The 23,577-nt window shown below is 42.3% G+C and carries 17 protein-coding genes; 2 read left to right on the top strand and 15 right to left on the bottom strand.

Features of this window, described 5'->3' with window-relative positions; genetic code table 11:
• Positions 1 to 4: 4 nt before the first annotated feature.
• From BLU58_RS10175 to miaB, 9 genes are all read right to left on the bottom strand, one after another.
• Positions 5 to 682, bottom strand: a complete 678-nt coding sequence (locus tag BLU58_RS10175) for a GNAT family N-acetyltransferase (protein ID WP_093292105.1) — start codon at positions 680 to 682, stop codon at positions 5 to 7.
• 68 nt (positions 683 to 750) lie between these two features.
• On the bottom strand, positions 751 to 1,476 hold the full coding sequence (locus tag BLU58_RS10170; protein WP_176786608.1) for a class I SAM-dependent methyltransferase: 726 nt from the start codon (positions 1,474 to 1,476) through the stop codon (positions 751 to 753).
• 278 nt (positions 1,477 to 1,754) lie between these two features.
• On the bottom strand, positions 1,755 to 2,576 hold the full coding sequence (locus BLU58_RS10165; RefSeq protein ID WP_255404673.1) for an ADP-ribosyltransferase: 822 nt from the start codon (positions 2,574 to 2,576) through the stop codon (positions 1,755 to 1,757).
• A gap of 399 nt (positions 2,577 to 2,975) precedes the next feature.
• Positions 2,976 to 4,877 carry a DNA mismatch repair endonuclease MutL gene (gene mutL / locus BLU58_RS10160; RefSeq protein WP_093292102.1) on the bottom strand — a complete coding sequence of 634 codons (1,902 nt, stop codon included), beginning with the start codon at positions 4,875 to 4,877 and terminating at the stop codon, positions 2,976 to 2,978.
• Positions 4,878 to 4,945: 68 nt separating this feature from the next.
• Positions 4,946 to 7,702 carry a DNA mismatch repair protein MutS gene (gene mutS, locus BLU58_RS10155; protein ID WP_093292101.1) on the bottom strand — a complete coding sequence of 919 codons (2,757 nt, stop codon included), beginning with the start codon at positions 7,700 to 7,702 and terminating at the stop codon, positions 4,946 to 4,948.
• Between the two features lie 111 nt (positions 7,703 to 7,813).
• Positions 7,814 to 9,247: a putative amidoligase domain-containing protein gene (locus BLU58_RS10150; RefSeq protein WP_093292100.1), complete on the bottom strand. Its 1,434-nt coding sequence runs from the start codon at positions 9,245 to 9,247 to the stop codon at positions 7,814 to 7,816.
• Between the two features lie 276 nt (positions 9,248 to 9,523).
• Positions 9,524 to 10,114, bottom strand: a complete 591-nt coding sequence (gene cotE / locus BLU58_RS10145) for an outer spore coat protein CotE (RefSeq protein WP_093292099.1) — start codon at positions 10,112 to 10,114, stop codon at positions 9,524 to 9,526.
• Between the two features lie 90 nt (positions 10,115 to 10,204).
• Entirely contained in the window at positions 10,205 to 10,633 is a 429-nt protein-coding gene (locus tag BLU58_RS10140) for a YlbF family regulator (RefSeq protein WP_143123764.1), read from the bottom strand.
• Between the two features lie 12 nt (positions 10,634 to 10,645).
• Positions 10,646 to 12,130 carry a tRNA (N6-isopentenyl adenosine(37)-C2)-methylthiotransferase MiaB gene (miaB, locus tag BLU58_RS10135; protein ID WP_255404672.1) on the bottom strand — a complete coding sequence of 495 codons (1,485 nt, stop codon included), beginning with the start codon at positions 12,128 to 12,130 and terminating at the stop codon, positions 10,646 to 10,648.
• Positions 12,131 to 12,391: 261 nt separating this feature from the next.
• On the opposite strand from miaB, the gene BLU58_RS10130 reads away from it, so the two are divergent.
• Both BLU58_RS10130 and BLU58_RS10125 read left to right on the top strand, forming a co-directional pair.
• The gene (locus BLU58_RS10130; protein WP_093292097.1) at positions 12,392 to 13,216 is read left to right on the top strand and encodes a Cof-type HAD-IIB family hydrolase; all 825 of its coding nucleotides are present in this window, start codon (positions 12,392 to 12,394) and stop codon (positions 13,214 to 13,216) included.
• Between the two features lie 132 nt (positions 13,217 to 13,348).
• Positions 13,349 to 13,675, top strand: a complete 327-nt coding sequence (locus BLU58_RS10125; protein WP_093292096.1) for a hypothetical protein — start codon at positions 13,349 to 13,351, stop codon at positions 13,673 to 13,675.
• Between the two features lie 5 nt (positions 13,676 to 13,680).
• Here the strand turns inward: BLU58_RS10125 and BLU58_RS10120 are convergent, their stop codons facing one another.
• The 6 genes from BLU58_RS10120 to fabZ all read right to left on the bottom strand — a co-directional run bounded on the left by BLU58_RS10120 (position 13,681) and on the right by fabZ (position 23,574).
• Complete coding sequence (locus BLU58_RS10120; protein WP_093292095.1) at positions 13,681 to 14,415, bottom strand: sugar phosphate nucleotidyltransferase; 735 nt, start codon at positions 14,413 to 14,415, stop codon at positions 13,681 to 13,683.
• A gap of 741 nt (positions 14,416 to 15,156) precedes the next feature.
• A complete protein-coding gene (locus BLU58_RS10115) occupies positions 15,157 to 17,607 on the bottom strand; it encodes a beta-ketoacyl-[acyl-carrier-protein] synthase family protein (RefSeq protein WP_093292094.1) in 2,451 nt (816 codons plus the stop codon).
• Positions 17,608 to 17,621: 14 nt separating this feature from the next.
• The gene (locus BLU58_RS10110) at positions 17,622 to 18,722 is read right to left on the bottom strand and encodes an aminomethyl transferase family protein (RefSeq protein WP_093292093.1); all 1,101 of its coding nucleotides are present in this window, start codon (positions 18,720 to 18,722) and stop codon (positions 17,622 to 17,624) included.
• Position 18,723: 1 nt separating this feature from the next.
• Entirely contained in the window at positions 18,724 to 20,064 is a 1,341-nt protein-coding gene (locus tag BLU58_RS10105) for a DUF6365 family protein (protein WP_093292092.1), read from the bottom strand.
• Positions 20,065 to 20,068: 4 nt separating this feature from the next.
• A complete protein-coding gene (locus BLU58_RS10100; RefSeq protein ID WP_093292091.1) occupies positions 20,069 to 23,032 on the bottom strand; it encodes a GNAT family N-acetyltransferase in 2,964 nt (987 codons plus the stop codon).
• A 35-nt stretch (positions 23,033 to 23,067) separates the two neighbouring features.
• Positions 23,068 to 23,574, bottom strand: a complete 507-nt coding sequence (fabZ, locus tag BLU58_RS10095) for a 3-hydroxyacyl-ACP dehydratase FabZ (protein ID WP_093292090.1) — start codon at positions 23,572 to 23,574, stop codon at positions 23,068 to 23,070.
• Positions 23,575 to 23,577: the final 3 nt, after the last annotated feature.

The following is a 23,577-nucleotide window of genomic DNA, read 5'->3' as shown; positions in this document are numbered from 1 at the left end:
ACCCCTAATCTAACCTCATTGACGTAAGACACTCTTCCAGTACTTTTACATGGATCTGATTCATTTCTTGGTATTTTTTCTTAAATATTTCTTCGATCATCCTTTCAATCTCATCATAACCCACTGTTTCCTCATACTGTTTCAGAAGCAAATGCAGCGGAACAGGTTGATCGCCTTGTTTTAACGGTGGCTGTAGATATTTGACATTCTTCAGATTTATAAATTGATTCTTTTCAAAGAAGCGATTTCTCCGCGTGCAATTCCGCTTCTCAAGCTCTGTATGCGACAATTCTTCCTTCTCAGTCTCCAATACAATTCCTTTTAGAGAATGGTACCCTGCTTTTTTTGCATCATTCATCAGAATTTCCTCTATTTTATTTAGCGTCATACTGCCTATTCCACGACTTCTTATGTGTGGATTCGTTGCGAGGTAAACTACAAACCCCATATTCAATTTTGAAAAATAATGGGCAGTAGCAAGAGAGCAGATTTCATTCTCATTTTGATATCCTACTAGAAATGTATATGAGTCTGGAAAGGAGGATTTCTGACTTACTAAACCCCGATAAAATACATCGTGTGACTCCCTCACCTCGTCAGGGAATGATTGATCATAAATCTCAAATACTTTCTGAATGAAGACTTCATCTTCGGATGTGAGTTTTCTCCATGTTATATCCACTTTTGACTTTTTAACTCCTCTATTTCTCTGTTTTTTGTTTGTGAAGCAAACTTATTTACATAAAAAACTTATGTTGTCTGGGATGTTCGTATAACTCCCCAAGCAAATTGCGAAGATGCTTTTACAATCGTGAATCCTAATCGCTCGAACTCTCCGCTATCGGGTCTCTCTTTTAGCATAACCAACCGCCTAGCAACTCGAACAGCGTGTTGAACAGATTCTTGATCAAGTGGTACAGGATTCGCAAGTGGTTTTAACACCTGCATCGCAGAAGAAGACTTAATAGTAGAGCGAAACATCGGATCAAAGATAACCACATCAAAAGAATCATCTTTCATAATGGGAAGAGTATCGCGATAATCTTGACCGACCACTTCCACTCTTCTCATCGCAGCATCTAACCTGGTTCGATTCGTAATCGTGGTCTTCAAGCCTTGCCTTACCATCTGTGCTAAAACAGGTTGCGACTCCAAACCAACGACCCGCCCTGAATCACCAACTGCATAACTTGCCACAATCGCATCAGAAGCCATACCCAACGTACAGTCGAGAACGTGGTCCCCCGATCGTAGCTCGGCAAACTTCACCAATGAATCCGATTCGCCACGAGCTAAATTTTTGATTCTAAGTGCTGAAGTGTTGGGATGGAAATGAAATGAATGACCGTCTTTTCGCTCATAGCGCCAACCTTTTTTCGTTATTAAAATCACTTCATCTCGGTCTGCTTGGTCAAATAAACCGGGGAGTGATAGGCGATGTCGTTCTTTATACGGAACAGCTAACTCTCCCGCCAATTGCTTCGCCTCTTTTACTAATACATCGTCTGGGTGAAAAGAAGTGCTTACAAATAATATTTTACATCACTCGCTTCGATACTAAGGGATTATAGTGTTTTTTATCTTTTGAAGTATACACGAATACCAGTCTTCTATCCAATCGGCCTGTTAGATATATTTCCGATCCTACTTAGGATGCGCTGGACTATACCCCGAGGGAAGTGAAAATTCATACAAAAACCACCTCTATTGAAATTTTCAGAAGTGGTTTGTCTACAGTCAGTTGGTTTTACTCCTTATTTTGATAAGGATGGTAGGCGGTCTTCAAATATTTTGTTATCAAGAGAACGTTTCTCTCTATAATTAGACGGTATGTCTAAAATATCAATATCTACCAATACATATTCTCTATCTCTTTCGATCGTTTTTCCTTCCTCGTCTTTTTCACTTATTTTTTCAGTTACTGGCGAGATATTGGTAACTTTATATGTTCGATTTCTCGGTAAAAGCAACTCCATTTCGTCAGGGAAATTACTTAAAGGTGCTAAATACATAGCTGGAACTCCTTGTGGAACATGAATTTTCATTAAAATAGGTAACTCACTAAACCCACCTGCCACATCTTTCATAATACTAGTACTCATATACGCTGGATCTTTTTTCATTTTTCCTTGAAACAAAGTTTTGAACCCTTCAAAACGATCCATATTTATCTTGGAATCGTCGTTAATTAGATCACCATTTTGTAATCCAAATGCTCGCTCGCTCACTCGACGATATACGATCGTATCTTGAAACAGTCTTACTCTAGAAAAAGCCTTGTCCATATGTTTAATGCTTTTTTCGATTTTTGCTTGATCTAGGCCCTCAAAAAAGTTAGAACGAAGATAACCATTGATAGCACTATAATCTGCCATAGTATATCCTCTTACTATATCTTTTTCTACTTGTGGAGCAAGTTTATTCCACAAGCTAAATAACTCATTTCCCCACTCGTCAGCTTCTGACTTACATTCTTCTCTAAACTCCAATGGTCTTTTAGAAAGACACTGTTTAGTAGTTACTTCTACTTTTGACTGTGCAGAAACATGGATAGGAATTACGATGGAAGATACCATGAATACACTCATGCATACACTCAATATTCGTTTGCTTTTCAACGTCATATTATCTCGTTGCCTTTATTTTATAATATTCTAAAAAACATGTAAAACCGTTTATTTTCGGATACATTGAATACAAATACGGCAACTCTCTCCCTTTTTTTAGTAGATTTGCAATATAATCATTTGATTTAATTAGATTTTTATCAAGTAATTATATTACTTTGGTAATAGTATCACTAATCCCTATCAATTACTATATACATATCATTGAATATCTCGACTTCACTACTTTTTCACTTCTTGTTTGCCATTTGTTTGCAACGCCCCTTCTATTCACCTGATTCCTCTTTTGACAGCTCCTAAAAAAACTCGGGTTTATCAGGTGAATAGAAGTGACTGCAACACTTGTTATTACATCACTCGTTTAAACATCTTTTCTAGCTCATACGTTGTAAAATGGACAAAAATCGGGCGCCCATGTGGGCATGTAAACGGATTTTCACACTCAGATAACTGGTGAAAAAGAGACTCCATCTCTTCATGCCTAAGATGGCGATTCGCCTTGATCGCCGCTTTACATGACATCATCTTCGCGGAGGCATCTCGTAATACCGCCACATCAACTTTGCCGTGGTCCTTCAAGTAGAGAATGATTTCATGAATCAAGTCCACTTCATTTTCCTTGGGAAACCAACTTGGATACGCTCGAATCATAAACGTATTTCCCCCAAACGGCTCCAAATCCAAGCCCCAGTCTTGCAGTTCTTCTAAATAATTTTCTAATATCTTCGCTTCTGGAATCGTACATTCGATCGTTAACGGAATTAATAACGATTGTTGTGTTCTATTTTTTTCGCCCATTCTGTGGTAAAAAACTTCATAATAAACTCTTTCATGGGCGGCATGTTGATCTACTAGATAGAAGCCATCATCTGATTGGGCAACAATATAGGTTCCGTGTACCTGAGCCAGTGGCAACAGTAGCGGAAAACGTGAGTTCGTAGCCTCTATTGACTCATCTATCGTATTCAAGTTTCGAGACTCTGCTTGTTCCACGATGTCTGGCAACTCTGGCTCGATCTTTTCTTCTACTGGGTCTGGTATTGGATTCACATATGGAGGAGGAGAAAATTTCTCCTGAACCAGTTGTCTCTCTATCACTTTTTTCTCTTCTACTTTCGTTTGTGGATTATCATGCCATAGAGAAGCCCTCTCTTGAACCTCCCATTCGTTTGACCGAGCAGGTGTAAAAGATAACTCAGATTGCTCTGGCTTCGGCGCGACACTTTTTATCGTTGCAGCTCCCATAGCTTGTGGTACGAGCCTTTGCTTATGAAGAGCACTTTGAACGGACTGTTCTATTAATTGACATAGTTCACGTTCCTTGCTTAAACGAACTTCTAATTTGGTCGGATGAACATTTACATCTACCAGTTTGGGGTCCATCCTCATTTGGATCACACCAATCGGATAACGCCCATTTGGCAGGAGCGTACCATATGCCCTAAGGATCGATTGAGAGATAGAGATACTCCTTACATAGCGACCATTTAGGATAATAGAGAGGTAGGAGCGATTCGATCTAGTCAACTCCGGCTTAGAGATAAGCCCACTTAATTGGAAATCTCCATCTTCTCCACCTACTTGCATCATCTGAGAAGCAACTTGTTTCCCATAGATAGCATGGATCACATGAAGCAATTTCCCGTCTCCCGGTGTTCGGAAAAGCTCTTTTCCATTATGAATAAGCGTAAATGAAAGATCCGGGCAAGAAAGAGCAAGCCGGCCCATTACATCTGCTACTTGACTTACTTCTGTGTTGACGGTCTTCAAATATTTTAAGCGAGCAGGCGTATTATAAAACAAGTCACGCACTACTACATCCGTTCCCCTAGAACGAGAAGTATCCTCTGTGTGTAATAACTGTCCGCCCTCAATTGTTAATAAAGTGGCGAGTTCAGAAGCGTCTTCAGCTGTCTTCAGCTCCACCTTCGCCACAGATGCAATACTAGGTAATGCTTCCCCACGAAACCCAAGTGTCTGGATTTGAAATAGATCTCGTTCACGCTGAATCTTACTAGTAGCATGTCGTTCAAAGGCGATTACTGCATCTTCTCGCTCCATCCCTGAACCATTATCTGAAACGCGAATATATGAAATACCGCCTTCTTCTAACTGCACCGTAATCTTATCCGCCTTGGCATCAATCGCGTTTTCTACTAGCTCCTTCACGATGGAAGCAGGACGTTCTACTACTTCCCCTGCGGCAATCTGATTCGCCAATTGCTCATCTAACACACGAATTTTCCCCATGTACATATCCCCCTCTCATAAACAAAGGAACGAGAGATTGGTTCCTACCATCTGCCCGCCCCAATTAGCTATTTCAATAATTTTTTCTTTAGCTCTAAAACAAACTGCATCGTTTGAAATGGTGTTTGATTCATCAGATCAAATTGTAATATAGCAGATAACACTTCTTCCTCTGCTACAGGACGACTCGAAGACCATTTAGCCTCTGATCGTTGTTCTGCATCTACTATTTCTCGTTCTGTTTCATGAGCAACTTCCCGCTCTCGCGATTTTTTCGCAGCTCCACCAAAATCAAACAAACTTAATTGTCCATCTGGATCATCTGTTTGATAGACGATCGGTTCTTCATGGATTTCTGGGATATGTCCGCTATTGACTTGAATGGAAGCCGCACATGCGACAGCAGACTCCGAGTTGCCAACTTCAAGCCTCTCTAAGATCACTTTCGCACGCTGAATCACAGTGGTAGGTAGCCCAGCTAGCTCGGCAACATGGATTCCATAGCTTCGGTCCGCTCCACCTGAGACAATGCGGTGTAAGAACACAACTTTCCCGTCTTTCTCAATACATTTTGCATGTACATTTACAAGACGTTCTAGTTTTTGGTCTAATTGTGTCAGCTCGTGATAATGAGTCGAGAATAGAGTCTTCGCCCCCACATGATCATGGATATATTCTACAATAGCATGAGCAAGAGCTAAGCCATCATAAGTGGATGTACCTCTTCCTACTTCATCCAACAGAATCAAACTACGGGATGTCGCTTCTCGCAGTGCTTGACACGTCTCAGCCATCTCTACCATAAACGTACTCCGTCCACCTACTAAATCATCTGCAGCCCCGATTCGTGTAAAGATCCGATCTGTTAACGAAATCCGTGCAGACCGAGCCGGAACAAAGCATCCAATTTGACTTAAAATCGTAATCAAAGCCACTTGTCTCATATAGGTGGACTTCCCAGCCATGTTCGGCCCCGTAATGAGATACAATTGGCGAGATTGATGATTTAGTTCCACATCATTTGCGATGAACTCCTGATCATCGCGTGCAAGTGCTTCAACCACTGGATGTCGCCCTGCCACGACAACCATTTCATCCCCTGCATGCACTTCTGGACGTACATACTGCCCCTCGGCAGAAACTTTTGCAAATGCATGAAGTACATCTAATTCAGCAATCTGTTCGGCCAGCTTCTGGAGTCGTCCAATATGGGTAGCGAGATGATTTCTCACTCCACAAAACAGCTCATACTCTAAATCCATCGACTTCTCAGAAGCGTCGAGAATCAATTGTTCTTTCTGCTTTAACTCAGGTGTAATAAACCGCTCTGCATTGGCAAGAGTCTGTTTTCGTTCATATAATCCTTCTGGAAGATTTCGTAAATTCGAACGGGAAATCTCAATATAATAACCAAATATACGGTTATAACCAATCTTGAGAGACTTAATTCCTGTTCGATTACGTTCTTGTTGTTCTAATGTAGCAATCCACTGTTTTCCATTTTTCTGGACGTCACGATACTGATCCAACTGTTCGTGATAACCAGCCTGGATGATGCCTCCTTCTTTTACAGAGAGAGGGGGGTCAGCCACAATCGCTTTTGATATGTATGTCTGTAAATCTACACATTCATCTATCTCTACTAGAAGGGAATGAATCCGTTTCGACGGCAACTGACGTAACAAATTTTTCAAATCAGGGATTGCTACGAGTGAGCGGTGTAGGGCCACTAGATCCCGAGCAGTAGCAGACCCGTAAGAAATCCGGGCAGCTAAACGTTCTAAATCATATACATTCTTTAATCCCGCCCGAACATCATCTAATAACAACAGATGCTCCAGATAGGCAGCTACAACGTCTTGTCGGTTTTGGATCTCTTCTATACGAAGCAAAGGCTTGTCCAACCATTTTTTTAATAGCCTGCTTCCCATAGCGGTAACCGACTGATCTAATAATCCTAATAGGGAACCGCGCTTCTTCCCTTCTCCCATCGTAATCGTCAATTCCAGATTACGTCGAGCCACTTCATCCAACATCATGTACTGCTTAGCATCATATCGATGCAGCCTTTGTAGATGGCCTAAAGATCGTTTTTGTGTATTTTGTAGGTATGCATACAAAGTAACTAAACCTTTTTTTAAGCCAACAGTAGAGCATTCTTGATGAAAAGTAGGAAACTGGCCCTCCACCTTCTTCTGCAGACCCTCAAATTGCGTCTCCTCCACAGAAAACGGTGTCACCACTACACGATATCGCTTTTGCAACATCGTTCCTATATCTTCTCGGTCTAGTAAAGCATGTTCGACTAATAATTCTTTAGGTTGATAAGACAAGATTTCATCTAATAACGAGGACAAATCCTGTAATTCGGTAAGATGAATCTCCCCTGTTGATAAGTCCACAGCCGATAAGCTATATAGAGAATGACTCTGTACAACAGATACAAGAAAGTTATTTTCTTGATCGGTCAGCATTGATTCTTCCATCACAGTCCCTGGGGTGACGAAACGGATAATTTCTCTTCTTACAACCCCTTTGGCAGAGGATGGATCTTCTACCTGTTCACAAATAGCGACTTTATAACCTTTTTCAATTAGGCGTTCGATATAGGTATTAGCAGAATGATACGGAACTCCGCACATCGGAATTCGCTCTTCTGTTCCTCCACCTCGCCCTGTCAATGTAATCTCTAGCTCTTCTGCAGCTAATTGAGCATCTTCAAAAAATAACTCATAGAAGTCCCCTAAGCGAAAAAATAAAAAGGCATCGGGTGCTTGAGCCTTAATCTTAAGATACTGTTCAATCATCGGAGTATATTTAGCCAAATCTCTCTTCCTCCGGCTATTATTCTATCAATTCTATATCTTACTTATTGTAACATGCATAGAAAAAGGGAACAACTATAACATACCATAGGTTCCCTTCAATGCCTTATGTTACCTTTTCTTTGTATGATATGGAGGAAGTCTCCAAGCTTTCCGTAAGTCCGCTGACTCATCCCACGTCTTCCCTTGCTGGATGAATGAAAAAAACTCATCAATCACATTTTGATATGCTTCGTAATCATCTAAACGTTTTATATCTTGCCATAGATCTGGAATCCATTCTTTTAGCACTGCTTTATTTCCATCGTAGTATGCCTGTTGTATATCAGGATCACTTAACGGATTATACATCAATTGTTCGAAATTTCCAGCAATAATTTTCGACAAAACCAGCACACCTTTGGTTAGAACAGGGGTTATTAACCAACTAGGTGGAGTTCGGTATTCAAAGCCACCGTGCTCCTGCATGCGATAATCTCCGAGGAATCCATATTTGGGACGCCGATCCTTCCCTCTAGGATCTTCACATACTACTAGCGGCAAAGCTAAGTAATTATCTAAAGCCCTGAGTAATTGAAAACTAGGCTCGATCCCACTAAAGTGAACATGACCACCAATCGGGTATTTGGGGTAAGGGAGGGCACCTGCTAACCATTTACATTGTACATGTTGCACCTTCTTCGCAGCATGTAGCAAGCACTGATAGACGCGAATACTTAACCGTAAGGGGTCTGACGTAGGATCTGGCCTGAGTTCCACAATAGGCTTATGACTTCGATTATCTCCTAACCATGCCGCATCACACCCTATTTTCCCTTGTATAGGAAAATATTTCGATGCGACAATCAAATTTCCTTTTGGAGTAACCATAATAAACTCCGGATCGGCACCTAACATAATCGGCTTAAGTGTGGTGCTTGACTTCCTAAGATTTTTGCGATAATCAGATACGGCTTTAATAAAAAGCCTCTCTAGATCTTCATTTAACTTAGGACTAGGGTCGACCTGAACAATCGATATCTTTTTACTTGTACCTACTCCACAGGTTACCATTCCATAATCCAATCCCGTCGCATATAAAGCCCGAACGGCTACCTTTTGTACGCGCTTGATTTCCCGATCATGATCCGGATCGGTAACCCTTACATACGTTTTTCTCTTCACTTTTTGCTTTTTCTTGGATTGACTTAACCAAACACTCGTTTCCTTCGAACGATAAACACTAAGTACTTTCGTCTGAAAAATACTAAATACGTATTCACGAAGAAACTGCCGGCTGCTACCTACCACCTGAAGCCCATGTAATTGAAGAATGTCATGATGTTGTTTTGCACTTTTTAGTTTCTCTACGTGTTTTTCGTTGTTTAATGTGTAGAGCGTTGAAGACATACGTATCGCCCCAGATATTTGGATCTGATCGTCATTCGTCTCCAAGAGGATGGAAGGCGCAAATCTGTGATCAACACTGACAAGTTGTTCGCGAAGACCTTGCAGTTCTTCTTGTTCAGATTCCTTTTCATCTAATGGTAGGGTAACGGCTCCCATAACCTTTCCCCTTTCTACGCACCACCCACGGCTACCTTTTATGCCTTAATACCGAAAAAGCCAAATCCATTGGTTATTTATATGCAAATGCATCAGCACAAGTGAGTATTATCAAGCCACTTATTCTCATTCCAAAAAACAGACTCCCTGCTATAGTATTCGAATCCATGCGGGCTGGAGTCTGTCTCTAGTTATTTTTACGTACCTATGAACATATTTTCTATTTCTATAAAAAATAAAGCTACCGGCATCATTTGCCAGTAGCTTTACTAAGAATCAGTCTTCCAAATCATCAAAGACTAAGTCTGGATCTAGGTCATCGAAGGTGTCATACTCGTCTTCTTCAGCCATCTCGCTTATGAAGTCTTCTTTGTCTTTATCATCCCAATCACCAAGTTCATGTGGGAAGACGGCTACTGTGACTTTTGTTTCACCTATCAGCTCCACGACAAATTCTTTTTCCACTTTGATAGAAATGGAATCTTTATGGGGAGAAAGCTTTGCTGCTACACAATTGGGAGTCTGTGTACAAATCGTACTTACATTAACAGTCCCTTCGCGTGTATAGCGATCATAGTACGTAAGGGGAATTTTTTCTGCGTAGTGTACTGTTTCTGTCATGACATCTGTCTTGGTATTTCCTTTGGTGGAGTACCAAATATTCACATCATACGTACCACGTACCTCGACCGCTTCACCTACCTTAGAGCTTTCATAATTGTGATTAATTAACCACGCTCCTAATATGTGGTGAATGTGGTCAGGTGGGTGGATAGAGTGTTTCACTTGACAAAACTTCCGTCCTTTCCCACAAATCGCTCTCGACATGATTTGACGGTATTCAACTGATCGATCTGTATTTGCCACCTTATTCCCTCCTCAAACGGTCGTTCACTTGAGTATATGCAGGGCGTACGCCTAGGGTGCATGAGGGAACTAACAGATCTCAAAGTTTTTTCATTTTGAACGGCTTTTGCAGCCACACGAACCGCCAGAACCACAGCCTCTAGCGACTTCTCCTCCCGCCTCAATATGAATTTTTGCTGAAACGGTTTCTGCCACGACATTTTGAATCGTTTGCAGAAGATCATTTATCTCTACTTGATACTGTTGGTATTCCTTCACAATCGGAAGGTGATCAAATTCATATTGTAGCTGTTCTAATTCTTTTTCCAGCAAACGAACGTACTCGCTTTTATGATAATGTTTGGCGTGAACCAACTCTTTTTGTTTCTTCTTAATTTCATCAATTAACTGGTTTACCTTCGCACTATCCTGAACTTGTTTCTCAGCTTGCCGGAAGCGCTTGACCTCGGCAGTAGCACTCACCTGTTCAGATAGTTTTTTGGCACACACGAGCACGGGATGTTCCATTATATCCTTCACCTGCCACCCCACCTAAGCAACCGGAACTTTCTGCTGTGGTTGATCTTCCAACCAAACACCTGTTAACGACCAAGTTTTTGGATCTTCGATGCGGACCATTACCATTTTACCAATTAAACTTTTAGGTCCAGCAAAGTTTACCAATTTATTCGTACGAGTCCGGCCGGAGAGAACATCTGCATTCTTCTTACTCTCGCCCTCGACCAACACTTCTACGACTTCACCACGTAACGCTTCGTTTTTACGACGACCTATTTCATTTAAAGTTTCATTTAGTCTCTGGAGTCGTGCCTTTTTCACTTCCATCGGAATATCATCCTGCATCTTAGCCGCTGGAGTCCCTTCACGAGGAGAATAGATAAAAGTAAAGGCGGAATCAAATTCCACTTCTCTCACTAACGAAATCGTCTCTTCAAACTGCTCATCTGTTTCACCTGGGAAGCCAACGATGATATCTGTTGTTAGAACCACATTTGGCACTGCTTCTTTGATTTTACGCACTAAGTCTAGATAACGTTCCCGATCATATTTGCGGGCCATTAATTTCAGGACCTCACTACTTCCAGATTGAACAGGGAGATGAATGTGTTCTACCAAGTTACCACCTTTACCAAGCACTTCCACTAAGTGGTCATCAAAGTCACGAGGATGGCTCGTTGTAAAGCGAATTCGGGGAATGCCAATCTTACGCACATCATCCATTAAGTCGCCGAAGAGATAGTTACGATCTTCTAGATCTTTACCATATGCATTTACATTTTGGCCAAGCAATGTTACTTCTTGATAGCCTTTACGAGCCAATTCTCGGATCTCGTCAAGTACATCCTCTGGGCGACGACTACGTTCCTTCCCACGGGTGTAGGGAACGATACAGTACGTACAGAATTTATCGCAACCATACATGATATTTACCCAAGCACGCAAGCCATCTGCACGTACTTTTGGCATATTCTCTACTACATCTCCCTCTTTTGACCAAACTTCGATTACCATCTCTTTACTCATAAGCGCATTATGCACTAGATGGGGCAGACGATGGATGTTATGGGTTCCGAATACCAAATCCACATTTTGATAGCTTTTTAGAATCCGATTCACTACTGATTCTTCTTGAGACATACATCCACATACACCTAGAATCAGATTAGGCTTCTCAAGCTTAAGATGTTTGAGCCGGCCTAACTCTCCAAACACTTTATCCTCAGCATTTTCACGGATTGCACATGTATTGAGCAAGATGATGTCTGCATCGCGTTCATCTGTAGTAGGCGAATAACCCATCATCTCAAAAATACCTGCCATCGTCTCGCTATCATGGACATTCATCTGACAACCAAACGTTTGGATCAAATATTTATGACCCACTCCGATCTGTTTCATTTCATCTGGTAATGTCTCAAACTGCAAAACTTGTACTTCTTCTTTCCCACGCTTTTTCGCTTCTCTTAAGTCAGGGGCTTGAAAGTATTGAGAGAAGTCTTTTTTCATTTTACTCATGCTCCCACCTCTGAATTCTCATTTATTTTTTTAGAGACTTATCTATTTTAAATGAAATCATAACGTCACTTGTAGCGCTTAAATAGAAAAACAACCTACAACTAAGTGATTATACCTGAAATTCCTTATTTCTTCAATGGAGGCTTAACAATCCACTTACTATTCCTAAAAATAGAAATAAAGGTATCTTCACGCACTTCCTTGGTACATGGTGTATAATTATTTTCATTATCGAAAGAATAGTGAAACGGGGGTTTATTTATGTCGAACAAACATTTAATAGTGCTAGATTTAGATGGAACATTACTAACAGAAGATAAAAAAATAACACAAGCCACGAAGCAAGTACTCCACCAAGCGATGAGGGAGGGGCATGAGGTTGCCATTGCGACAGGACGTCCTTATCGGATGAGTATGCAATATTATCAGGAGCTTGGCCTACGCTCACCAATCGTAAACTATAATGGTGCACTTAGCCATCATCCCTATGATACGTCCTTTGAAAAACATCATATTACCATACCATTAGAGCAAGCTCATCATATTATTGAAACTTGTTATTCCCTTGATATGCCAAATATTCTCGTAGAAATAGAAGATCATATCTACTCTTCCATAACAGGAATCGAAAATACAGATCACACATTCTTCTCCTTGCATGCACACGAAATTCACACAGGGGATTTGCTTCAACTAATAAAAGATCATCCAACCAGCATACTCGTACAATTCCATGACCATCATAACTGGGATGAAATCCAAAAAACCTTTATTAATCGTCACAGTCATATCGTACATCACCGCAAATGGAATGAACCTTTTCAAGTGGTGGAAGTCCTACGACAAGGAGTTGACAAAGCGGTTGGGGTAGAACGAATAGCTCGTTATTACGATATTCCTAAGGAGCGAATTATCGCTTTCGGCGACGAAGATAACGACATGGGAATGCTCCAATATGTCGGTAAGGGAGTAGCCATGGGAAATGCCATCGAAGCCTTAAAAAGTGTTGCAGATGACATCACCGATCACAATGATCATGACGGTGTAGCGAATTACTTGAAAAAACATCTAAAACTACAGTCATAATCATGGAAAATAATAAGAGGATCCACTATTTTAGATGCGTAGTAGCAACCAAAATAGTGGATCCTCTTCGTTAGTTCTAAAAAGATAGTTGTCTCATAAATAGAAGGTAAAGCTCAGTTAGAGGAGGATACGATGAAAAATAAATGGTTTCCCATCATCATGCAATCCTGCTTAGTAACCGCCATTGCAGTCAATCTGATGCTTGTTTCCATGTTTCTCTGGGTCCCAAATGCAAACTCCGTCCCAGCTACCGCATTTCCCACACAAAATGGTGGAAAAAGTGAATACTCCTCTGAACTACAAAGCCGGCAAGACAAAGGTAGTTATCAAGTCGAAGCCTACCAAGAATATGAGATTACAAGAGATGCGGATGGGAAAATGATCAAAAAAGAAGCAACAGATGAAACGACTTATCTTCGCTACTGGAATGGAAAAAATACTACCGGATCAGTTGAATAAATCCATTATTTCATTTCTATCACATCATAAGCTATCTCACTAGATAGCTTATTTGCAATGGCTAGAGAGTGAATGGTTCCTGCATCCGTCCACCATCCATCTAGTATGTCATAGGTTAGTTGTTTTTTTCTAATATAAGCATTATTTACATCGGTTATCTCAAGTTCCCCACGCTTTGATGGTTGAAGTGTTTTGATAATCTCAAAGACATGGTGGTCATATAGATAAATCCCCGTTACTGCGTAGGAGCTTTTGGGATCAGATGGTTTCTCTTGAATGGATATAATTTGATCTCCATCGATCTCAGGTACGCCAAAGCGCTTGGGGTCATCCACACGCTTAATCAGTATTTTAGCCCCTTGGGCCTGATTCTGAAACGTTTGGACACAAGAAGAAATATCATCTAAAAATATATTATCTCCTAGTAAAACGGTAACCAAATCATCGCCAACAAAATCCTTAGCTAGTCCTAAAGCCTGCGCGATCCCACCTGCTTGATCTTGAACTTTATAGGTAAACGAAACCCCAAACTCAACTCCACTTCCTAAGAGGTTCACTACATCCCCCATATGCTCCCGGCCGGTTACGATCAATATGTCTTGAATGCCTGATTGACGTAATTTGTAGATCGGATGATAAATCATAGGGTATTCCCCAACGGGAAGTAGATGCTTATTTGTCACCTTTGTCAACGGATACAATCGGGATCCCGTTCCACCTGCTAAAATCACGCCTTTCATGATATATCCACCTCATTTGGTTAAGGAATCGTGTAGAGTCATACTAGTATCAGCCAATTAGCTAGGAAAAAAATAGGCTTGTTGATAAGCTAAGCCAACTATGGAAGCCGGCACGGGGCATGTATCTGATCACTGCTAAATAGTGAGCCTGCAAAGATGTGGAAAAGCAAGTCCGCTCCGTCATTCTCAGCTTCGGGCAAGTGGCAAAAACTCGCAAAAACCGCTCAAACATTTGCCACAAAACACCCGAGCTTCCAATGACTGCGCTAAACAGACTCACTAACATCGCTATGATCAGACACATTGCCCCTCTTCCATCTCCAATACTGATTCATTAACAGAACTGTAGGGAAGAGAAAAAGAAATTGCTTGTTCTCTTCCCAATCATGCAAATCAAGTTTACTTTCTAGATAAGCACCCACAACAACCAGGTTGGTTTATGCATCAGAAATTAGGGGCTAGAGAGGGGAGAGTCTGTTCAACCTCTTGCAATATTAGCGATCCATAGCGTGGGGCGCTTTTGGTGCAATGTCCGAGCGTACTTTGCGAGTCTTGCACCTCCCTAGAGGAGGATTGCGGAGCGAGCAATCCCTACTTCCCTGCTGGGTCGGTATTTGAGCAGTGGTCGAACAGATCTCTCCCGGTTCTGATCATCCAATAAGCCCTTCATAAACAACCGATTATCCACACTTCCCCCGGTCGTTCTCCAAAATATTTGGTGATTAGCTTAATTCTCCACCCTTACTCATAACGACTGAGCACCAACGAATGATAATTCCCACCATACGCATACGAACTAATCAATGCATGATCTACCTGAGCCTTACGCGGCCCACCCATTACATAATCAAGGTTTACATCGGACATTGGATTCTCTAAATTCCGGGTAAAAGGAATCGTACCATCCAAGGCAGACAAAGCGGTTAACAAGCCAATGGAACCAGCTGTGCCATGTGTTTCCCCGAAGATGGAACCCGGTGCACTAACAGGGACTTTATCTTGGAACACTTGATGGATTGCTTTTGCTTCAATCGGATCAAAGAGATGATGTCCATTTGCCGCGGCAGCAATATAGCCGATATCTTCTGTAGCTAAACCAGTATCTGATAGAGCCAGCTCAAATGACTTTGCCCACTCCGTTCCCTCCGGATTTAGGCTTGCAATTTTATGATGATCAGATGTCATACCAAACCCTTTGCACTCTGCGAGAACCCGTGCATTACGAGCCTTTGCTGCTTCTTCGCTCTCCACGATCATCGCCACGCTTCCTTCTCCGAGCACGACTCCATCCCGATCACTAGCAAAGGGTCTTGACTTGGTTTTACTCAAGAAGTTGGGAATCCGGCCATGACCCGCAAGTAACGGCTCATTAAACTCATCTGATGTCACCACAATGACCGTATCACATCCACCTAGTTGAATCAGTGAGTAAGCATAATATAAGGCGCTAATCGCTGAGACCCCACCAGCTGTAATCGTAGAAGTAGGTCCCTTAACTTTAAAATGGAGTCCAATATGACCTGCAGCAGCATTCATCACCGTATTCGGGAAAAGCTGGGCATTCGCCATCTTCGCCCCTTCTTGAATGACTACACGGTTAAAGGATTCTACTGTCTCTGTCGGACCTGTGCCTGTCGCGAAAATCACGCCTACTTTTTCGCTGTTATTACGGGTAATCTTGAGCTTCGCATCATCCAATGCCATTTTCGTTACCGCAACCGCTTGCTTACTCAGCGTGTCCATTCTTCGTAACATGCTTGGATTAATCATCTTTTTATAAGGAATATCAGGGATTTGTCCAGCTTCTGACTGGCCGTAAGGCTTGGTGTCAAATCGATGAACCTCCGAAATCCCGCTCTCTTCTCCTTTTACCAGTTGATCAAACTGCTGCATGTTGGCAACATTACCAGCTAACACACCTACACCTGTTAGCAAAACTTTCTTCCTTGGTGCCTGAGCAGGGGTTGGCTTTTGATCATGGTGCTTTCCAAAAAGAGCCGTTGCATTATTCCCTCCAAATGCAAACGAGTTAGAAAGAACCGTGTTTATCTTTGCTTCTCGTCCTTTATTGGGAACAAAGTCCAAATCAAATTTTTGACTATCCTCATCAAAGTTGATTGTAGGAGGGATAAAGGAACGATGAATCGCTAAGACGGACGTAACAGCTTCCACTGCACCTGCAGCTCCTAATGTGTGACCCAACATAGATTTGGTTGATGAAATAGGAACAGCTTGTTCTTTGATAATACTCCGTAGCGCCTTTGGTTCAGAAGCATCATTCGTAGGAGTACCTGTACCGTGTCCATTGATATACGAAAGATCCTGTTCAGTCAGTCCTGCCTTATTTAATGCTCCTTTCATCGAGCGAATCGCACCTGCGCCCCCTGGGTCGGGTGCTGTTTGATGATAGGAATCGGCTGAGAGGTCATAATCGAGAACCTCGGCTAAAATCGTAGCGCCCCGAGCACAAGCATCTTCCATACGCTCTAGAATGAGAATACCTGCACCTTCACCGATATTTAGACCGTGACTTTGGCTATAGGGTGCACATGGTTCACTGGAGAGAGCTTGTAAACTATTAAAACCGCTAAATGATAGAAATGTTAGCGGATCTACTCCCCCCGCAATCATGACATCCGCTTTCCCTGTACGAATGATATCCGTTGCATATCCAATCGAATTGGTTCCGGCTGCACATGCATTGGAAATGACACTTCGAGGCCCTTTGATACCAAGTGCATGGGCGATGTTGTCACATGGGGTGTGGACAGGGTATTTATAAAGCAGATTTACATCCGTTTGATCTAATCCGTTTTCAATCCATTGTTTGTGAAAAATTTCTCCACTACGCATCCCACCAAGCGAAGTTCCTAAAACGATACCAACTCGATAGGGATCTAATTCAGATAGATTCATCTTGGCAAATTGAACCGCCTCTCGGGCAGCTAAAACCGCAAACTGCCCCGCGCGATCCATATGTTTTCGTTCTTCGTCGGTAAAGTGATTTTCAGGCCTGAAATGACCCACTTCTCCTCCAAATTTTGTATTGATTTGGGACAAGTCTAAAGAAGTAACCGGTTTAATTCCACTTTTACCAGCAACCACATTCTCCCAAAATTCTTCTACATCATTGCCATTTGCACAGATGATCCCTACGCCTGTTACAGCGATACGGGCTTTTTGGATTGACATGTCCACTCACCGCCTTAGATGATTTTGATTGACCACGATTTAGGGAATGTATACGGGGACGATTGAGTTTGAATCCGTACTCGTTCCCCATTCTGATTTAGCCCTTCTAGATCAATCCCAGAAACCGCAAAGTCCTCATGAATCACAGCAAGCCCTAGTTTTTTGTCAAGAGTCGGGCTATAGCAAATTTGTAAAACCTTCCCAACATTTGTTTCCTCTACTACGATCGCATCATTGGCATCGAGTACGTGATCTTGATTGGTAACAAAGCCGATCACCCTTTGTTTAACTCCTTGCTCTCTCATCGAATTGATCGCCTCAAAACCAGTAAAGTCCTCTTTGTCAAAGCTGACCAACCACTCCAAACAAGCTTCATACAGTGTTAAATCGTTGCCTTCAACCGCCATATTCGGCTGGCGCACTTCCATCATCGCGATTTCAAGAGCATCCATTCCCACTGCTTGTACTTTTACATCTTCATCAGCGTAACCGAGTAACGTTTCCCACATCTGATGGGCAACATCCATCTGTACAATGACCTTATATCCATATTCTCCAGTAACACCTGTCCGGGCAAAGAAGACATGATGTCCATTCCAATCGATTTCCACAAACGCTTGGAATGGGAGAGAGGAGATTTCAAAATCGATTAAACGTTGACCCACCTTCCACGCATAAGGCCCTTCCAGTCCGATCATAGCTAACTTCTCGCTAAGATCTTCAATCTCTACATCATCCACTTTGCGCCCATTTAACCATGCCAATACCTCAGAACGCTTTGTTATAGATGTTTCGATCAAGATCGCATCCTCTGTCTTATATACATTAATGAGATCGATCACTTGTCCATTGTCATCAAGAAGCAATGTATATAAAGACTTTTCTATATCAAGGAATTCAATCTCTTTGGTAACTAATTCATTGATAAACTCTACATGGCTCTCCCCAGTTACCTTGATTTTCCCAACAGCAGACAGGTCAATGAGGCCAACCCCACCACGCAGCACACGGTATTCCTCATTTACATCGGTATAGGTCGAAACCACAGCATAACCATCTGCTTCTCGACAAGCATGATCGTTCATAATGTTTCTGGTTAACAGTGTTGTTTTCATTTTATCTCCCCCATGAGAACTCAACTTTTTGTTCAGTAATAAAACGGAGCATTTCCATCGCACCAGGTAAATGAATGATTTTCTCTATATATCTTTCTTGCTTGTCCAAAATATGTTGCTTCGTTGGCTCATCGTACAACATGTTCCATATCTTTTCGCCCGTTTGATCCACACAAAACATCTCCGCAATATCTATCGCAGCAAAAAACGGATTATCTTCTAGCAAAGGGGCCAACTCCTCAACCCAACCATTTGGAAAAGTGAGAAACGGATATAGCCCTTGTGGCAATACTCGATTCCATCGCTCCAAAATCTCTTTGATCGGTTCGCTACTTACTTGCGGAAGAGACGGTACACCGCGATCCGGACTACTTACCACCTTTGTATTAATGAGGCTTAGTGTGGGCACATATCCAAACAACGCCTTTGCCATCGAGCAAGAAGTGATATTATCGGTAATAAATAAATCACACGAAAACAATAGATCTTCATACTCATCTAAATCCATAAATGGTAATGAAACAAAAGACAACTTAGAATGTGGATCTCGTTCGAGAAAGCCCTTCTCTGATGCAATTCCCACAACCACTACTTTAGACGGAAGTGAGCGGGTACCCAAATATTGACCAATTAACTCCTGAATAAAGTATTCATAGCTATATGACGCCTGCATATGTAGCTTGCTTTCTAACATTCGCATCTTAACCAACAAACTAGCCCATGCTGCCTTTGAGACCATGACCAATTTGTCATCTTCATCTTCACAGCCAAACCGTTGTCTCATCTGCAGTTTGACATCTTCGTCAATATGAAACGGCTCTTTATAGAGAGTCACTGCCTTGATTCGATCGTCCACATCCTCTGGGGAATTAATCGGGCAGGTCCGGATAATCTTCATCTGCTCAGGAACTTGACGCAAATGAACTTCTCCTTTGATATTGGCATTCGGACGTTTATTGATTGTTCCATCAAACAGCCTATTTCGTAAAACTCTGGAGTTAGGCGCCCAAGAAAGCGAATCGATTGTGGCACAAGGAATCCCCAGTTGTATCACATAATCGAGGTCGATGAGTGGTGATTCTAGATCCAAATTATGATAATCCGCAATCACAATCGCATCTGGCTGGAATTCCTCTACCAATGCTTGTATGGGAGTCGTTTGCATCGTAGCTTTTCGTAAGGAAGTTGCTGACATTCCCGCTTGTCGTACATAATCGATATGGTTCGGACTAGTTAAGAAGTGGGTTCGAACATCTTGTTCTTCTAGTTGTCTGGCTAAATAAATCGTGTTGTGTAGTTCTCCGATACTAAATAAGCTGGGTGCAATAAATAATACATTCATCTGATTAGCCCCCCATTCTAAAATAGTTACAAACCTCTTCTACAGAATGTCCTATGGCGAAGTAGGTAGAATATCGCTTCTTTTCACCACTTCCTACTTTGACTGGATGGACGAGTGAGACTTGAAACCCTTTCTTCGGGATCTCATATACCGCTAACTGTCCTTGATAAGAAGGCATCCAACACGCTGCAAACAGGTCACTCCCCAGCTCCAATACCATACGTGGCTCCCCATATACTTTTCGCCGGATTCCGTTTTCAGTCAGAACTTGATGGCCCAGTGCATTCCAATAATGAATCGTCTTCGCACGCCGTTTTTCCTGAAATCCATTCCACAGCGATTGGATGGCAAAGTACGATTCCTGAAGCGCTCTCGAACGATTAGAAACATGAAAGTCCAATCGGATCAACGGGACATTGGGAACGAGTAAATAATCTAGCGAGAAACCTTTATTACTACAACGAACCCCTTCCCATGTAATCCCATTCTTCTCTGTGACCGAAATGGGCTGCCCTTGAAACGAAAGCAACTTGGAAGCATCGAGAAGGACACTGTTCTCCAAATCAATCGGCTGATCAAACGGCTTCAGAAAAATGCCTGAGCGTGGTGAAGGGCTATCACGTCCCCCCCTTCTCTCAGAACCTTGCAACTGAAAAAGTAGTTCCTTCCCCTGAACCTTTATACTTGTCAATGCCCCTTGATGTTCCGGAACCAGCTTCAATTGGATTGCTTGATTGTTAATCAAATATAGTAACTTGGAAGCTTCGTTGCGTTCTTCTACGCTTACTTCTCCCTTCTCCACAGAAGATATATGTCTAATTGGCAAACTGATCTCCGCTTGTTGTGTGAAAGGATCGGAAAACTTCCCTCTGTCTACTATCCTCTGCCAGTGCTGTTTGATATTTTCTACGCCACTCCGGGCGATAACATAATAATGAACAGCCCTAGGCTCGCTTGCTTTATATGATTCTCGTATATTTCGTAACTTCTTTCTCTTACTCATAAATGGAAATGACTTTTTCTCACCATCACCACTTGCAAATACAATCGCTGGCATCCAACGTAACCCATATAGCAGGGATTCAACTTGTCCCTTCCATACCATACCTACCGTTACTTCACGATCTTCAAAAGCACTCCACGACATGGAGTAAGCCTGAGGATCAGACGGTAGCTGTAAATCATGTGCATATTCAAAGTCATGAATCAAAAAAGGAAACTCTTCATAGATAACCGTATCTTTTCGGATCCCTTCCTTGAATGGGATGTGAATAACCGCATCTTGCAACATACACCATGGATGAATCTTAAACGACTCAGTAGAGTTCGTACTATCTTCAATCTTCACGATGCGAACGGAGCAGATCGATATTTTCCGAGTCAATATGGCCCCATTGTCCCTTACCTCTTTCACCACGATAGTAGATTCCGAGTCATCGTTACATTGCAGAGAACGACTTGCCATACGTTTTACGCCGCTCGTATAAGGGAGGCCGAGATCGGGCCAAGCCTCCTGAACCACTTGCTTTCCTGAAACTTGGTCATATACGTACACACCACCCGTGTCCGAATCAATCTGCACCGAAATATAAGGGTTCTCTAATATGACTCTGCCATTTCTCCTGTATCGAACCACACCATTCTTGGAATGAACAGGAATTTGAAAATGACCCGTATGGATACACTTATTTTGTTCCGAGATAACCTCACAGAAGAGCTTCCCCACTCCAGTACGAGCTCCTTGCAACCACAACGGGATGTCCACGATTTCCTCTGGCTCAATCAACCATGTATCCCTTTCTGGCAAAATAGCTTGTAACCGTTTATCATCAGAAGTTTTTACTTGTAATTGAACGCGTATGGGTTCGGCTACAAAACTTTGTAGCCGAAGATAGGTGGTAGTACTCTCTCCAAGTAACAACGACTGCTCTGGCATACTGAGTTCCACTTGAGAGCGAACCTCCACACCACTATGAAACTCAAACTGAACTTCTCCAAATTGGACACTCGTTTTGAGTTCACCTTGCAGGGGACTTAGTAGGGTAATCGTTTCCTCCCACTCGATTGATTCGCCTGCATCCAAAAGTTGGATCTTTTGCCCATTTTGATATTCTACTTCTTGATTCCCTAAGTGAGTTTGAAACTGAACGAGGATATTAGAATCCTGCCGATTTTCAAACTCGAAGCGAATTCGAATGCTTTGTCCAATCGTTAGCATTTGTCCTTCCACCATATAGCTGTTAAAACGAAACTGCGGACTCTCCATTTTGGTTACTTTTTGACTCCGAATGTCGATCCAACACGTAACACCCATTTCTCCATACTGAATCGTGTAAGGAACCATTTCGACTCCATGTTCCACTACTGAATCCGCTTCGCTCGAACGTGTAGCAGAAGTAATTAAGTTTTTCCAGCCAACATTTTCCATCATTCCTTCTGGCAGCATCGACTGATAACCACTTAATACGTACTGGAGTATATAGGGGAGGTAGCAACGTAAATCAATATACCCATCGTAATCCAGACGAGAACGACTCGTTTGATACATTCCCACTCGCTTGTATAGGGCCATCGCCAGTCGATTTGTTGGGTCCACCTCTGTGTCGATGTACCAGTATCCCTTTGCAGTCAACCGCGAAATGGATTCCGAAAAAAATCGTCCTGGTATTCCTCCATTACGAAATTCAGGGTGGATAATAAAGTAGCCAGACCATACTGCTCTAGGGTCAGGCATCTTCTGACCTGATAACGTGCTAAACAACATCGTTCCAATGATGCTTCCTTCGTACTCCGCTAGTAAATAGGAGACGATCTCCCGCTCATCCATCAATCGCAAAATATCGTCTGTCTTCAGCGGATACCCAGAAGGTCCCGTCCCATAACCAAAGCGGTTATAGAAAGAGGCAATTTGCTCAGCATCTTCCCGTTTACAATCCCGGATCTTAACCCACCCTTGATCTTGATCCAACACTCTCACTCCCCATGTTTATGAACTCGAAGTAGTTAAGGTCGTTGAGATACACTTAGAGTTCCTTCCACAACACATTCCTTGCCAACATAGGCAGCTACATTTACTTTTGACAAAATCCCCAGAGATCTCCCTATCTTCACCTTTAAAAGAAGCTGATCCCCTGGCACTACTGGCTTCATAAACTTCATATCTCGAATCGCAACTAAGTATCCAACACGGGATGAGATATCAATCTCCTCTACCGGCTCCACTTGGACCTCTGCAGTTGCCACCGCCTCTTGCTCAGCTTCCCGCATAGCCTGAAGCGCGCCTGTACAGTAGACGACTGCTGTCATCTGTGCAAGTGCTTCTACGATTAGAACCCCTGGCATAATCGATTCATTCGGAAAATGCCCCTCGAAAAACGGCTCACTAATCGTCACGTTTTTAATCCCTACACCACTTACACCTGGTTTCAACTCAGTCACACGATCTAGCAGGAGAAAGGGCCAGCGGTGGGGCAGTAATTTACGAATTTCATCCGCATTCATCACCGTCATCGC

Source organism: Thermoactinomyces sp. DSM 45892, from assembly GCF_900107305.1.
GTDB lineage: Bacteria > Bacillota > Bacilli > Thermoactinomycetales > Thermoactinomycetaceae > Baia.
Note: the sequence above shows the minus strand (reverse complement) of the source record. Positions and strands in the feature narration are given on the sequence as shown.

Bases quoted from the DNA above. Each gene is read 5' to 3' on its own strand.
- BLU58_RS10165 (WP_255404673.1), bottom strand. From the start codon at position 2,576: ATGGTATCTTCCATCGTAATTCCTATCCATGTTTCTGCACAGTCAAAA.
- mutL (WP_093292102.1), bottom strand. From the start codon at position 4,877: ATGGGGAAAATTCGTGTGTTAGATGAGCAATTGGCGAATCAGATTGCC.
- BLU58_RS10150 (WP_093292100.1), bottom strand. From the start codon at position 9,247: ATGGGAGCCGTTACCCTACCATTAGATGAAAAGGAATCTGAACAAGAA.
- miaB (WP_255404672.1), bottom strand. From the start codon at position 12,130: ATGAGTAAAATGAAAAAAGACTTCTCTCAATACTTTCAAGCCCCTGAC.
- BLU58_RS10130 (WP_093292097.1), top strand. From the start codon at position 12,392: ATGTCGAACAAACATTTAATAGTGCTAGATTTAGATGGAACATTACTA.
- BLU58_RS10125 (WP_093292096.1), top strand. From the start codon at position 13,349: ATGAAAAATAAATGGTTTCCCATCATCATGCAATCCTGCTTAGTAACC.
- BLU58_RS10120 (WP_093292095.1), bottom strand. From the start codon at position 14,415: ATGAAAGGCGTGATTTTAGCAGGTGGAACGGGATCCCGATTGTATCCG.
- BLU58_RS10115 (WP_093292094.1), bottom strand. From the start codon at position 17,607: ATGTCAATCCAAAAAGCCCGTATCGCTGTAACAGGCGTAGGGATCATC.
- BLU58_RS10110 (WP_093292093.1), bottom strand. From the start codon at position 18,722: ATGAAAACAACACTGTTAACCAGAAACATTATGAACGATCATGCTTGT.
- BLU58_RS10105 (WP_093292092.1), bottom strand. From the start codon at position 20,064: ATGAATGTATTATTTATTGCACCCAGCTTATTTAGTATCGGAGAACTA.
- fabZ (WP_093292090.1), bottom strand. From the start codon at position 23,574: ATGACGGTGATGAATGCGGATGAAATTCGTAAATTACTGCCCCACCGC.